At 57.8% G+C, this 14,230-nt stretch carries 11 protein-coding genes; 5 read left to right on the forward strand and 6 right to left on the reverse strand.

Translation table 11 applies throughout. The features are described 5' to 3' along the window. Positions 1-15 precede the first annotated feature (15 nt). Complete coding sequence (locus M8T91_RS11825) at positions 16-390, forward strand: DUF4870 domain-containing protein (protein ID WP_301414369.1); 375 nt, start codon at positions 16-18, stop codon at positions 388-390. Positions 391-582: 192 nt separating this feature from the next. On the opposite strand, the gene M8T91_RS11830 is transcribed toward M8T91_RS11825, so the two are convergent. The 5 genes from M8T91_RS11830 to M8T91_RS11850 form a co-directional block, all read right to left on the reverse strand. Continuing rightward, positions 583-1,353 carry a zinc-dependent metalloprotease family protein gene (locus M8T91_RS11830; protein WP_301414370.1) on the reverse strand — a complete coding sequence of 257 codons (771 nt, stop codon included), beginning with the start codon at positions 1,351-1,353 and terminating at the stop codon, positions 583-585. Positions 1,354-1,590: 237 nt separating this feature from the next. Then, the gene (locus tag M8T91_RS11835) at positions 1,591-2,274 is read right to left on the reverse strand and encodes a protease inhibitor BamI-like protein (protein ID WP_301414371.1); all 684 of its coding nucleotides are present in this window, start codon (positions 2,272-2,274) and stop codon (positions 1,591-1,593) included. A 336-nt stretch (positions 2,275-2,610) separates the two neighbouring features. Next, positions 2,611-6,564, reverse strand: a complete 3,954-nt coding sequence (cobN, locus tag M8T91_RS11840) for a cobaltochelatase subunit CobN (RefSeq protein ID WP_301414372.1) — start codon at positions 6,562-6,564, stop codon at positions 2,611-2,613. A gap of 2 nt (positions 6,565-6,566) precedes the next feature. Further along, positions 6,567-6,914, reverse strand: coding sequence for a DUF2149 domain-containing protein (locus tag M8T91_RS11845; protein WP_301414373.1), 348 nt, complete (start codon positions 6,912-6,914; stop codon positions 6,567-6,569). After that, positions 6,914-7,444 (reverse strand): MotA/TolQ/ExbB proton channel family protein, encoded by a 531-nt coding sequence (locus tag M8T91_RS11850; RefSeq protein ID WP_301414374.1) that lies wholly within the window; start codon positions 7,442-7,444, stop codon positions 6,914-6,916. The genes M8T91_RS11845 and M8T91_RS11850 overlap by 1 nt, the downstream gene beginning before the upstream one ends. A 238-nt stretch (positions 7,445-7,682) precedes the next feature. Here M8T91_RS11850 and M8T91_RS11855 point away from each other — a divergent pair, with 238 nt between their 5' ends. From M8T91_RS11855 to M8T91_RS11865, 3 genes are all read left to right on the forward strand, one after another. Next, positions 7,683-10,001 (forward strand): TonB-dependent hemoglobin/transferrin/lactoferrin family receptor, encoded by a 2,319-nt coding sequence (locus M8T91_RS11855; protein WP_301414375.1) that lies wholly within the window; start codon positions 7,683-7,685, stop codon positions 9,999-10,001. Between the two features lie 206 nt (positions 10,002-10,207). Then, a complete protein-coding gene (locus tag M8T91_RS11860; protein WP_301414376.1) occupies positions 10,208-11,860 on the forward strand; it encodes an amidohydrolase in 1,653 nt (550 codons plus the stop codon). Positions 11,861-12,373: 513 nt separating this feature from the next. After that, the gene (locus M8T91_RS11865; RefSeq protein WP_301414377.1) at positions 12,374-12,643 is read left to right on the forward strand and encodes a YMGG-like glycine zipper-containing protein; all 270 of its coding nucleotides are present in this window, start codon (positions 12,374-12,376) and stop codon (positions 12,641-12,643) included. An 87-nt stretch (positions 12,644-12,730) separates the two neighbouring features. On the opposite strand, the gene dcd is transcribed toward M8T91_RS11865, so the two are convergent. Continuing rightward, positions 12,731-13,300, reverse strand: a complete 570-nt coding sequence (gene dcd / locus M8T91_RS11870; protein ID WP_301414378.1) for a dCTP deaminase — start codon at positions 13,298-13,300, stop codon at positions 12,731-12,733. Positions 13,301-13,521: 221 nt separating this feature from the next. Between dcd and imuA the strand changes: the two genes are divergently transcribed. Beyond that, the gene (gene imuA / locus M8T91_RS11875) at positions 13,522-14,208 is read left to right on the forward strand and encodes a translesion DNA synthesis-associated protein ImuA (RefSeq protein ID WP_301414379.1); all 687 of its coding nucleotides are present in this window, start codon (positions 13,522-13,524) and stop codon (positions 14,206-14,208) included. Positions 14,209-14,230: the final 22 nt, after the last annotated feature.

Here is a 14,230-nt window from a genome sequence, read left to right on the forward strand (position 1 = left end):
CGGGAGTGACCGGTAATGGAAGAATACAAACCCTGGGGCTTAAAAAGAAACACCTTTTTAATGCTGCTGCATTTGAGTCAATTGGCCTGGATCATTATCCCCGGCGCAGGATTTGTACTACCCGTTATTATGTGGGCGACAACCAGGGACCACTGTACAGAAGTCGACAGGCACGGAAAAATGATTTTCAACTGGATGCTGAGCCTGTTTCTCTACTCTATTGCCTGCACCATTTTAATATTGATCGGTATAGGCCTGTTGGGACTGCTGGTACTGGCCCTGCTCAATATTGTGTTTATCCTTATCGGCGCAGTCAGAGCCAGCGACGGGATATTTTGGCGCTATCCCCTCAGCATTGGCTTTTTTCACTCCGGTAACCCGGCGGCTTGACATTTCAGAGCCGGTTTGCGACTTGTATCGCTGCTTGGTTTTCAACGCCTTCCCCAGCCGGTGCAGTGACGCCACCTCCCTGTGCCGCCTTGATGCCACAACCTACTGGTTAACCGGATCAATAGTGGTGCCCGCCAGCGGGGCCTGCGGTTCTATTTTCCCCTAACTTTCCAGTAGGCCCAGCCCGTTGCCTTAATAATAGGATGCAATGTCATCCACGATCGGACCAAGGGCCCGATAGGCGTTGGAAATGTCCACACCATTTCTGCGCTCGCCGCACGGCAGGCCGCCACACTCATTCCAGTCCGGGTCGGAGAACCAGTCATACTGGGTGACATTGGCACCGTACCGCCAGGGATACGCCATGATCGTGGAGAACCGGTTGTCAACACCGTGTCCCAGACCGTAGGAGTAAACTCCGCCTGTGGTATCCCCCTGCTTGGTGGAATGTGTCAGCCCCATATTGTGGCCAAGCTCATGCACGAAAGTGTTGTAACCGCAGTCGACCCCGGTAACGCTGTAGGCGCGATCACGGGCACTCGTATACATTCTGCCGTTCGCACCCTGGCCAACCCAGGCGATACCACAAGTGATATAGGTGCTGCCGCCAATCACCTGCTCCTCCGCCTTGCCCAGCATAACCACCATGTCGGCATTTTCCGATGCGCGCCAGTTATTGACGGTTCTGTGGAAGGTAATCAAGTCCAGGGTGTCTTCATTCACCCGCAAATCCGAACTGGTGGCACGCCAGGAATCCACCAGACGAAGCTGGATATCCACACCATTTCTTCGGTAAGAGTTATTCGCATAACTGATATAGTTGTCGATTTTTGCAGAGATATCACCGGTATGCTGCGCCGCAGGCGCAGTGTACATAATAGCAATGTCAACCGTGTCTGCCGTTGCGACACTGGAAACAGTCAAGGCCGCAATAGCCACTGCCAGGCTTTTTTTGAAATCCATTATAAACTCCCATTATTATTACTCGTGCATACCCTAATCCCCACAACCGACAGGGCACTGCCGGTTGTCGGTCAGTATATGTGCGATACACTTTTTCATACCCTGACTCGATAAAACGCGCATCCATCCCGTTTAATCGCCTGTGAAGATAAACTTCCGGTATCCGCAGGATTTACACCGATCCCTCCCTTGCCCGATGATCAATCCGAAGCCAATCACCCCGGACCAATTCTTGCCCTAGTCAAAATCATTCAGAGGTAAGTCCTGTTCCCCAAACGATTTCTCACGGGGCGCTTCCGATGACAGATCCTGATCATGTTTCTCTACGTGATTTTGAATCAGTGCACCGTTGGGGGCGATCCACGCATAGCCACCCTGGGCTTCCAGCGTGTAAGAGCCCGAAGGCAAATTCAGTTGTGCGTACACGGTATCCTTCCCGAGGGTAAAGGTAGCCCCATGCAGGCGGGTCAAACCGGGAAAGTTCATTTGCAGGCTTTTATTGCCACTGGCATGTTCCTCAATATCCCCCACCTGGGCGTCATAGCTGCCTCCCACCCCCGGCAAAGTGATATCCAGGTAATCCCCGATCGCCAGGTTCCTCAAGGTTGCCACATCAATTTCCAGGTAGGTTTCCCCATTCAGATCAACCGGTAAGCGGCCGGATTCCTGCAGCACTTGCCGTGCCAGCTCCGATTCTGTCCATAAATTCTTTTCGACATCTTCGACACTTTCTACAGGTTCGTCACTAACGGAAGTTGGTGTCGTTTTTTCTGCAGAATTGTTTTCAGGCAATGTCTTATCCAAAGGGGCCACGGGCGCGCGTTGCTGCGCAGTGGGCCCGTGGGTATCGGATTGACTTTTCACCCAGAAGAAGTAACCCCCAGCCAGGAGGAGGGCAACGAGAGGAATTATTTTTTTCACAATCTTTTTCTCGTAAAAATAACGCAAAATACTGCTTAAAGAACCAGCCAGTGGCCTGTACCAAAAACACTGCCGTGTCAAGACTGAACCCACCGCAGCAGCAGATACTTAACTGAGACGCTTAATGGTAATTTTCACGCAAAAAAAATTTAGGGAATGCTTCACAGAAGCTTCACAAAGCTGAAAAACCGGTGAACTTCCCTGTGGTTTTGTGGGCTGCGGCACAGGGTGGGAGGAGCGCAATAGTCTTCGGGAAAACCGCCCGCACACTGCCGGCGGCTCTTTTTGTGCTGTATTAAGCCGGCAGTGGGCTGGATGGGAAATCGGGTAATGCACTCACAGCGCCGAGGCCGTGCGGCGATAGCGGGAGTGCATAAGAGATTCAAAAAAGCTACTGCCAAAACCAATGAACACTATGCCCAGAAGCAACAACCACACCAGCGCGTGGGGGTTGTTCTGGGAACTGGGCTTTTCAACCTGTTCCAGCTTCTGGCCGCTGACTTCTGAAGTTGCAGCCGTACTGGCAGAGACAGGGTCGGGTGCCTGTCCGTTCAACAGGGGAGTCAGGCCAAAGCCGAGCGCCTGGGTATTGACATACTCGGTGAATGTTTCATTGTCCGTCGCAATATCATGCCGGTTCGCCAGCTCCGTATAGGTCTCCAGCATTTTTTTCAGGGTTTGCGCATCTGCGGGCCAGTAGCCCTTGCGCACCGCCTCCAGCATCCGCTCCAGCATCTGCGCCAGGGCTTCGGCATTGTGCGTTTCAAAAAACGCGCGCATCTCCATCTGGTATTTGTCATCCACATAGACTTCAAACATCTCCTGCCACTGGTCATCGCGGATGGTTTCCGGGGTCATCACCTCCCAGCCCCACATATTATTCACACGATCGAGAATGGCCGTGGCACCGGCGTAGCCAGACGCCTGCATAGCTTCAATCCAACGGGGGTGAAAGTAACGGCTGCGCATTTCCTGATTGATAAACGCCGCCAGTGTCTGGGTTTTCACCGAGTCCTTGCGGCGCAAGTTGGCAACGTACATCTCCGGTGTTTGTCCGTCCAGATTGCGCACCGCAAGCCCCATACCGCCGAAGTACTGAAAGGGATCGTCATTGGTCATCATCGCGTAGAGATTGGTGGAGCGCGAGAAAATCACCCCTTCGGTGCCGGACAATACCTTGCCATACAGCGCGATATTGCGCTGGTCCTCACCCCATCGGGATTCATCCCTGCCGTAGGCAAAGCCCATACGGCGCAGATACAGGTCTGCCAGCTTGTCATCCGTCTCCCAGCTATCGGAAGCCAGGCTGGCGCCATTCAGTCCAGTGCCGTAATTGCCACTCTCATTGGAGAAGATCCGCACTGAGGAAAGATAGCGGGCGTCTTCCTCGGAACTGCCCTCCTCCAGTAACTGTTGCTGCAAGGCCTGGCTGTGGCGGTAGACAAAGTTATTGTCCTCCTTCATCTGTGCCACCTTATCGATCGCCTCTGCCAGCCACAACATCACATTGGGGAAGGCATCCCGGTACAGACCCGTTGCAGAGATCACGACATCGATTCGCGGGCGCTTCAGCTCTGAGTAGGGAATCACCTCGGTCCCGGCCACATTGCCCTGCTGGTTCCATTGTGGCCTGAGACCCAGTGCATGCAGTATCTGCGCTTCCAGTGCCCCCTGATGGCGCATGGTTTCCAGTGACCAGAGGGAAAAGGCCAGCTTGTTCGGGAATCGGCCGTGCTTTTCGCGATAATCGGCAATGGTCTGCTCCATCAGGTGCACACCGGCTGCGTAAGCTTCCCTGGAAGGCACCTTGGCCGGGTTGAACCCGATCAGGTTGCGCCCTGTGGGTACGGCCTGCGGATTGCGAATGGGGTCCCCCCCATGGCTCACCGGAATATACTTGCCGTCGAGTGCAGACATCAGGTTTGGCAGCTCGGCGATATGGGCGAAATTGTCCGCGTACATCCGGCCCTGCTGCAGATGGTTTTGCAGCTCTTCGGACAATTCAGGCAGCTTGCGCCCGGCCAGATAGGCATCCAGTAGCTGGTAGCCCGGCTGGGCTTGCAGCGCCATGACATTGCGTGCATCAAGCACCTGCTCCTGCGGCAGGCTCAACTGCTGCTCCACTTCGTATTGCCCGGCAGCTGCAATGAAATCCTCACCCAGCATTTGCAGCATGGTGCTGGTAAGATGCTCAGGCTTGGGCAACTGGCCAAAACGGTGGATGCCGAGGGGCTGGCTCATTTCTGCCAACTGACCCAGGTGATCCTGCAGGCGACTGAGCTGGCTATCAAAATCCGCCCGCAAATTTTCAGCGCTGATTTCCAGGTCCTTGAGCATATTCAGCTTTTCCGCCAGAGCGACAATGCGCTCCCGGGTATTCAGCCGGGTCTGCCCTTCCTCCAAAATCAGGTAGTTGCCAATCAGCTCGGAAAGCTCTGCCACTTCTGCATAGAGGCCCGCTTTGGCAAAGCCCGGTGTCAGGTGGCTGATCATGGTGGCGCGGCCACGGCGTTTGGCCTGCATGGCCTCGCCCACATTGTCGATAATATAGGGATAGAACACCGGGATATTACCCAGGGCCAGATTGGGTGCATCGTAGACGGACAACCCGCGCTCCTTGCCGGTGAGCCACTCCTGGGACCCGTGGGTACCCAGGTGGATATAGGCATCGGCCCCGAACGTCTCGCGCGCATAGAGATAAACCGCCAGGTAGGCGTGGTTCACCGGGGTTTTCATATCGTGATACAGGGATGAATGATCCTTGGCATTCTCCGCCCGCACGCCCTGGGGCAGGACAATCAGGTTGCCCAGCGTCATGCGCGGAATCACAAACGCCCGCTCACCCTTGTGCTCTGCCAGCATGGCACTGTCTTCCGGCTTGCCCCAGCGCGTCACAATGGGATCGCGCACCGCGGATGGCAGAGTATTGAACCAGTCGACATAGGTGGAAAGTGGCATCCAGTCTGCCAGGCCCTTGTCAATCAGCGCGGCACTGTCTTCGCGGCGATAATAAGGGCGCAGCAACTGGCCAGCCCAGTCGATCAGGGTATTGGAATCCCGCTGGTCTATTTGATAGCCGCGCTCCGCCATGGCCCTGGCGATTGATTCTATGGATGAGGGTACATCGAGAAAGGCCGCACCAATATTCTTTTCCCCCGGGGGATAATTCCAGATAAAGGTGGCGACTTTTTTCCGGGCATTCGGTTTATATCCCAGTGAGGCCTGGCTCCAGGCGCGCTCCACCAACGCATTGAGTGGGTCTGCCATCACCACCTTATTGCCACCTTCGCTGGCGGCGATGATGACCGGGTCAATACTGCCGGTATCCTCGGGCATCACCAGAAAGAAGGGCGTTAATGACGGGGACACACCACTGTTATCGGCGAGGTAATCCGCTTCGCTACCCTCTGTGTAATTCAAAGCGTGAATAACCGGCACCCCCAGTTTCTCGAACTCTGCGCGGCGCTTACTCACATAATGCAGGGAGCGATAGTTGATCATCAGGTCGATACGGGTTTGCCCCGCTTCATCCTGCAACAGGTCCGGGTAAGCAAGTGGCAAGTCCTCACCCTCAAAGAAAAACCCAAAGGCTCTTGCCCCTTTTCCCTCCAGGCCACTCAGAAGGGCATCGACTACCTGCTGCTGTTCGTAATCCACCACCGAGCGGTGAATAGCCAGGGCAATGACCGGTTGCTCACCGGAGGCCTGCAACCACTTAAAGAAATTCTCTTCATTATCGGTCACCAGCTGTGGCAGGCGTGGATGATAGAACCCCACTTTCGGCACTGTGATGGGATCCGCCACAGCAAGCTCGGAGAGAGCGAAGACCTCAGCGGAAAGAAACTGCAACAAGTGCCGGTAATTCTGACGCCCGGCATTGTTGAAGTATGCAGCGATGGCCTTGTGCTGCCTGGCGGACAGTCCCTGATTCATGGATTCGTTATCCGCATCCCCGAGGGAAATCACCGGCACTTTGGGATATTGAGCCAGCATTGGCTGGAATTTTCCAAACATAAACTGCGACAGCGGCGGATTGATACCATCGAGCATCACCAGGCTTGAGGAGGCCCAGGCCTGTGCTATTTGTTCTTCACTCTTCCCCTTGCTGTTAAAAATCTCCAGGGTAAACGGCTGGTCCGCGGCCAGATCAGTTAACAGGTCTCCCTTGGCTTTGGCAGTGTGACTGGACATCATCAGCAATACACTGGGTGTATCGCCGGCCTCTACCGTCAAAGCACAAAGAGCGATCAGAGCCATACCTGCCAGGCGCAGACTATAGTTCTTCAGCATGGCTATTTACCCCCTGCAGCTTTGTTGAGTGAAGGCGCTTCCTTTTCTTCCGGTACATACACCAGGCTGCCATCGGCCATCTGGTAGGCAACCCCCGCACGAGTGCCCTCGCCTGAACCAATTTCACCGCTGGACTTGTACTGCCGGATCTCCCGGCCATCTTTTACGATCACTTCCATATTGGGTTCGCCGGCATTCTTGATTACCGTGACCTTTTCACTGGAAAAAACATTGAGAGGGTTTTGCGCGATGGCGATCAGGAGTGCAGCGATGATCACCAGGAAGACATCAATCAGGTTGACCGCACTCAGAATTGGATTGAGTTCTTCATCTTCATCCAGAAAGCGCATCAGGCCAACTCCTTCAACTTGCGGATATTGATCAGCTCAGCGGCAAACCAGCGCTTTTTCACCGAGGCGGGCCAGAAGGTGAGTGTGGCAATCACCAGCCCCCAGATCACCGCGGCAAAGGCAATGATCAGGTTTTCGCTGATGCCCTGGATATTGCCATCGGCCAGGGCACGCAGCGCCGGTCCCATGGGGATCATGGTGGCAATCAATCCCAGCATGGGGGCGATGCGGGTGGCCATACGCAGCGTTTCCAGTTTCTTCAATGCGAACACCTCCAGTTCGTCCTCACAGGCCGTGGGGTGACGCACAAAGTAGTTATGCACCTGGTACCCAGGCAGCCACTCGGCCCGCCCCTGTCTCAGTGCCAGCCGATAGGCAACGGTGTTGCGGCGGCGCAGCAGCCACAGGGCAACAAAGCGCCCCGCGGCGTAGAGGGCATAGACAAACATGGCCAGGATCATGAGCAGCACCGGGGTCATCAGCACATCGGCCACATTCGCCATCAGGTTTTCAATCGTCGCAATAATCACCGCAAGCCTCCCCAGCCCGGCTGTTGTCGTTGTGTAGCAAAGGCCGCGAAAAGTACCCGAACAATTCGGTAGGGTCAAATTTAATCTAATTAAAATTGATTATCATTTAGCTTTACATTTGTTGTCCACTCCCTATAATCCGCTTCCGGTAACCCGGCAACCAAAAAGGTCGCGGGGTTGCTGCGGCACAGGGAGCTGCCGCTGCCGGCTTGCCGCCGGCACGGGCCCCGAAACACCAGTGATTCCTCGCAGTTGCGCAGAGTTCGGGAGCGGCCCCCAACAGGTCACGGAAGGCCTGTTGGGGACCGGGCTGACACCGGGCCAACGCGGTGGACACTGTGCCGGCGCACCACCCTGGCAAGCGCAAAAACAACGCAAGGACAACACCATGCAACTTCGCCCACTCGCAGCGGCCTTTCTGGGCCTGGCTTCCTCCTCCAACCTCTTTGCAGAGACTGCGCCCGCTCCCTCCGCCGATGACCTGGAGCTGATTGTTGTCAGCGGCCGCGCGGAAAAACCGCTGAAAGACGTTACCGGCAGTATTTCCGTGGTAACCAGTGATGAAATCGAACAGCTGCAGCTCAACGATATGAACCAGCTGTTTCAATACGAGCCGGGCGTCGACGTCACCGGAGTGGTGGGCGGTGCGCAGAATATCCTGGTGCGCGGTATGGGCGGAGACCGCGTGCTGATTATCAAGGACGGTATGCGGGTCAATGAGGGCTATGGCGCAAATGGCCTGAACGATATTGTGGGCCGCGGCTTTATTGAGGTGGACACCCTGAAACAGGTGGAAGTGGCCAAGGGCGCCGCATCCTCCCTGTATGGCTCCGATGCCCTGGCGGGCATTGTGGTCTTTGTCACCAAGGACGCCAGCGACTACCTGGAGGATGGGGCGCAGTTCGGCGGCACCCTGAAAACCGGTTACACCGGCATTACCCACCAGACACATCTCTCCCCCACCCTGGCCCATCGCGCGGGCAATTTTGAACAGCTGCTGCAGATGGCTTACCGCGACGGCGAGGAACAGCAAAATTACCATGAGACCCGGATCCCCTTCCAGATTGAATCCGAAAGTCTGCTGTACAAGGCCAGGTACAATCTGGGCGGCGAGGATTTTATCGGCTTCAGTATCGACCACTGGCAGCAGGAAACCGAGGGTGGGCGTGCCAATGGTCTGTTGAGTAACTTCCGTCACTTAGCCAGTTTCGGCTACAACATCGTTGAGGAACACACTGTCTCCAACAGGGAAACCCGCGCGTATCAGCTGCGCTATCACAGTGCAACCCCCACTGGCGTCTACGACCAGTTGAACATCAGCCTGTACCGCAACGAGTCAGAGCAGGAAGACGAGCAGTATGCACGCCTGGATATCAATGCGCCCCAATTCGGCGTATTCGAAATCCGCGACATGTGGGAAACCGGTCTCTACCGCCAGGATACCCTCGGCCTGCTGTCCAATGCCAGCATCACCCTCAACGACACCCATACCCTGGGCTACGGCCTGGACCTGGAGCGCACCGAGAGCCGCCGCACCGTTCACCAGTACCGGGAAGTGGAAACGACTACCACCCGGGATTTGACCACGGATAAATTCCCGCAAAACGAGGTAAGCCGTGCCGGCCTGTTCCTGAACGACGAGATGACCCTTGCCGCCGACCGGCTTACGATCACGCCGGGACTCCGGTACGACTGGTACGACATGGATCCCGGTGGTGCCCTGAAATCGGACGGCACCCCCTACACCACCATTGAGGAAAGTAACCTCTCCCTCAACCTCGGCGCCCTGTACAGAATCAATACGCACCTGTCCGCCTTTGCCCAGTACGGCCAGGGGTTCAGGGTGCCGGCTTACGATCTGGCCTATATCGAGCATGAGCAGCGCTTCTCGGACTACATTTACCAGATACTGCCCGCCGATGACCTGGCACCGGAAACCAGCGATACCTTCGAACTGGGCTTGCGCGGGCACTGGGGCTCCCTGACCTTCAGCAGCGCTGCTTTCTATACAAAGTACGACGATTTCCTGCAGGCCGCCCTGGTCCACAGTGAGCGGATATTCGACGACGCAGGCAATTTCTCCCACGACCTGGATCAGTACCAGTACCAGAACATCGAGTCCGTCACTATCAAGGGGGTGGAACTCGCTGCCAGCTGGTCCCTGTCTGCGGCCATCGAGTTGTTTGCCAACGCCAGCTACCAGCACGGCAAGGACGACGCTACCGGCGATTACCTCACCAGTATCAGCCCGCTCTCCGGGGTGGTCGGGGCCAGCTACAGCGGCACCAGGCTCTCCAGCCAATTGCTGCTGCGCTGGGCAAACCGCATGCACCTGGTCAATGACAACGAGACGGAAACCGCCGGCTTTGGCACCGTGGACTGGGTGATGGGCTACCAGCTGTTGGATCAATTGTCTGTGAATCTGGCGGTCAACAACCTGTTCGACAAATACTATGTGCCCTATTTGAATGTGGCGGGCCGCGACGCGGTCAGCGATCTGTCGGTCAATGCCGCGCCGGGGCGCACCTTCTCCGCATCGCTCCGGTACACTTTTTAATTACCCCTCCCACGTTTTATTCAGTCTCTTTCGGCCGCCCCCATGCGGCCTTTTTTATTTGTTGGTCAGCAAGTTTTCAAAGCCCTCCTGTGGGAGCCGGCGAGCCCGGAAAAACCCGCGCGCCCCTGTGCCGAGGACAGAGGCGGCACACAGCCCATGAAACAGATACAATACGCACAAAAAGACCAACAGAAAGGCAAATCACCATGCAGATTCTCCGCACACTGGCAGCCGCACTGGTGGCCGCCGCTTCCATGGGTGCCCAGGCCACCACGCTGATACACAACGTTTCCGGGTACCAGACAACGGACAGGGCCCTGGTCCGCTTCAACGCCCTGGCCTTTGACCGCGGCAAGGTGCTGGCAAGCGGTGATTTTCAGCAGCTCAACCGGCAGTATCCCCAGGCACAGAAAATCGATGCGGGGGGCAAAACCCTGTTGCCCGGGCTCATCGACGCCCACGGGCATATGCTGGGGCTCGGTCAGTTGAACCGGATGCTGGATTTGCGCGACCAATCGCTCGACAGCGCCCGGGTATCCATCAAGCAGTATGCCAAACAGCTGGCACCCGGCGAGTGGCTGCTCGGGCGCGGCTGGAACCAGGTCACCTGGCCCGGCAAACAATTTCCCACCCGCACACAACTGGATACCCTGGACATCGACCATCCCATCTGGCTGCGACGCGTCGACGGCCATGCGGGCTGGGCCAACTCCAAGACCCTGCGCCTCGCCGGTATCGACCGGCATACCGCGGCTCCGGAGGGCGGGGAAATCCTGCGCGATGCCAGCGGCGAACCCACCGGCATACTGATCGACAATGCCATGGGCCTGTTGCAGCGGGTGATCCCCAAACCCACCCTGGCCCAGGATAAAAAATCCCTGCAGGATGCATTTGCGCAGGCGCTGGCTGTGGGACTGACCAGCGTGCACGATGCCGGCATTAACGAGCAGACCCTGCAGGCCTACCGGGAACTCGCGCGGGAAAACGCGATCCCCCTGCGGATGTACCCCATGCTCTCGGTTAACAGCCACAACTACGCCAAACTTCTGCGTGCCGGGCATATCGGCAGTCCCTCCGAGCGGCTCTATATGCGCAGTATCAAACTATCCGCCGATGGCGCCCTCGGCAGCCGCGGTGCCGCGCTGCTGGAACCCTACCACGACCGCCCGCAGGAGAAAGGGCTGCTGCTCTACCCGGAAGCAGAGATGCTATCGCTGCTAAAACTTGCCAGCGATAACCAGTTTCAGATCAATGTGCACGCCATTGGCGACCGCGCCAACCATATCGTGCTGAACCACCTGGAAACCCTGCACAAGGCCAGCAGCCAGAAAGACCACCGCCACCGCGTAGAGCATGCCCAGGTCCTCCAGGTGAAGGATATCCCCCGTTTCCAGCGCCTCAACCTGATCGCCTCCATGCAGCCCACCCACGCCACCAGCGATAAAAATATGGCCGGCGCGCGCCTCGGCGAGGCGCGCCTGACCGGGGCCTATGCCTGGCAGACCCTGCTGAAGCAGGGCACCCCCATTGCCGCCGGTTCGGACTTTCCGGTGGAGCCGGCCAATCCGCTCTTCGGCCTGCACGCCGCGGTCACCCGCCGCGACCGCCAGGGCGCACCCGAGCGGGGCTGGCGCGCGGCGGAGGCCATGAGCCTCGAACAGGCCCTGCGCGCCTTCACCCTGGACGCCGCCTATGCGAGCCACCAGGAAATGGTGATCGGCAACCTCACGCCGGGGAAATTTGCCGACTTTATCCTTCTGGATCGGGATATTTTTGCCATAGACCCACAGGCAATCTGGCGCGCGCAGGTGCTGGAAACCTGGGTGGAAGGGGAAAAGGTGTACACCAGGGACCACTGAGTGCGCGGCCTGCATTAGGGTACGGTGGGCACAGACCCGCCGTAAGGCAGCAGTGCCGAAAATGGGACGGGGAAATTCAGTGCAGGGATCAAATCATCCGGTAAAAAATAATTTGCGGCCGAATTCATTTCGACCGCTCCCTCTTTAAGCTGACTGGCTCTACTCCCGCTGTCACCTCGCTGAAATCATTCAGACCAGTGGTCACCCGCTGTGGGCGTATTTCCGGGTTAGTCCAGTCTCCATTACGGCCCGCTTTTTATTGGGCTTTGCTCCGCAAAGCACGCCTCGGCAGTTGAATAATAGTCTCGCCACATCCCTATTCCCAATTTCATCAACCCGCTGGTATCGGGCGGCCGTGAACCCTCCTCTGCCCGGCTCGTATTTTGTACTCCAACAGGCCCTGGATTGAGCACAATTTGTTGCTGCAACGGCCCCACCCTACACTGGCTGCGACATTGTTCGGCCCTATCCGCCGACACCATAACCCTCAATCAACTTATGCCAGAGGTGTCTATGCGACGCAAAGTGATCAAACATCTCAGCCTGGCCGCGGTATTGGCTGCGGGCCTCGGGGGCCAGGGCTGTGCCAATGTGAGCGATACGGACCGCCGTATCGGTACCGGGGTCGGCATCGGTGCCGTAACGGGCGCGCTGATCAGCGGCGGGCGCCCCGGAGGTACCGCTGCAGGTGCTGTGATCGGCGCCGGCGCCGGCTACCTGTACGACCGCGAGAGAAAGCGCAGGGATTACTACCGCTATCGCGGCCGTTACTACCGCTATTAGGTTGAAATGGCCGGGGGCCGGCAGGTGCGCCGGGCCCCGCTGGGCAGGCGACCGCATCGCGGACCCTGAACCCGGTAGAGCCGGGCCTCAGGTGCGCGGCAGGGTAACGCCCCGCTGGCCCTGGTACTTGCCGCCGCGGTCTGCGTAGGAAACGTCACACACTTCGTCGGACTCGAAGAACAACATCTGCGCCACACCCTCGTTGGCGTAGATCTTGGCCGGCAGGTTGGTGGTGTTGGAAAATTCCAGGGTGACATGCCCCTCCCACTCCGGCTCCAGCGGGGTCACATTGACAATGATACCGCAGCGGGCGTAGGTGGACTTGCCCAGGCAGATGGTGAGCACCGAGCGCGGGATACGGAAATATTCCACCGTGCGTGCCAGTGCGAAAGAGTTTGGCGGGATCACGCAGTGATCCCCCTCCACATCCACAAAACTGTTTTCGTCAAAGGTCTTCGGGTCCACCGTGGCGGAGTGCACATTGGTAAAGATCTTGAACTCCCCCGCACAGCGCACATCGTAGCCGTAACTGGAGGTTCCGTAGGAGATCAGCCGCTCGCCCGCCTTTCCCTGGCGCACCTGCCCCCCCTCAAAAGGCGCGATCATGCCGTACTGCTCGGCCATCCGGCGAATCCACTTGTCGGACTTGATACTCACTGCACCCCCTTAGATAGAAGCATCCGCAATCGGTAAAGGAGGCGGAATCATAGCGGGTTTGCTCTGGGCAAAAAAGTGGTGATCCACCCTGCCGGCACTTGCGGCCAATCGACGATTATTGTATAAATTCACAGTATTACTGTATAAATTCACAGTACTACTGTATAAAAACACAACCCACCTCCTGCATTGGGACGGGGGCCGGGATTGAGGAGGGAAACTTGGACAGCGCAATCACTCTACAGCAGGGCTGCAACCTGAACAGCCAGCCGGCATACCGAGCCATGGACGGGGATAGCCCTCTGACAACTAATGTGCGCGAACGCACCGCTGTCCCGACCGGCTACGCCAGCCTGGATGCCCTGCTCCCGCAGTGCGGCTGGCCCCTCGGTACTAGCACCGAACTGCTGCCGGGGGAAGCCGGGATTGGTGAATTCTCCCTGCTGCTGCCCACCCTCGCCCGGCTGACCCGACGCGGTGAACAGGTACTGCTGGTCAACCCGCCCTGGACCCCTTTTGCCCCCGCCCTTGCCCGCAGCGGCATTGCGCTGGACAAACTGTGGCTGGTGCACCCCCGCGGGCCGCAAGACACCCGCTGGGCGATCGAGCAATCCCTCTGCTCCGGCAGTTGCGCGGCCCTGGTCAGCTGGCAGGGCCACCACACCTTCACGGTCAAACACCTGCAGCGCCTGCAACTGGCCGCCCGCAGTGGAAACTGCCTGCACTTTCATTTCCGCCCCCACACTGAATCGCTCAGCCCCTCCCCTGCCGGGCTGCGCCTGCAACTGCACAGCGACGGCGAGCGGCTGGTCCTGGAACAGCTGCAACAACCCGGTGCTGCCAGTGGCCAGCGCCTGTATTTGGCCCGCGCCGCCCACCCGGCGGGGCCGGCCCAGTCGTTGCACTGAGCTGGCAACAACGCGGGCGCTG

Origin of the sequence: Microbulbifer sp. MI-G, from assembly GCF_030440425.1 — a bacterium.
Taxonomy (GTDB): Bacteria; Pseudomonadota; Gammaproteobacteria; order Pseudomonadales; family Cellvibrionaceae; genus Microbulbifer; species Microbulbifer spongiae.

Coding starts and splice junctions, on each gene's coding strand:
- cobN (WP_301414372.1), bottom strand. CDS start 6,564: ATGCTGAAGAACTATAGTCTGCGCCTGGCAGGTATGGCTCTGATCGCT.
- M8T91_RS11845 (WP_301414373.1), bottom strand. CDS start 6,914: ATGCGCTTTCTGGATGAAGATGAAGAACTCAATCCAATTCTGAGTGCG.
- M8T91_RS11860 (WP_301414376.1), top strand. CDS start 10,208: ATGCAGATTCTCCGCACACTGGCAGCCGCACTGGTGGCCGCCGCTTCC.
- M8T91_RS11825 (WP_301414369.1), top strand. CDS start 16: ATGGAAGAATACAAACCCTGGGGCTTAAAAAGAAACACCTTTTTAATG.
- M8T91_RS11865 (WP_301414377.1), top strand. CDS start 12,374: ATGCGACGCAAAGTGATCAAACATCTCAGCCTGGCCGCGGTATTGGCT.
- M8T91_RS11830 (WP_301414370.1), bottom strand. CDS start 1,353: ATGGATTTCAAAAAAAGCCTGGCAGTGGCTATTGCGGCCTTGACTGTT.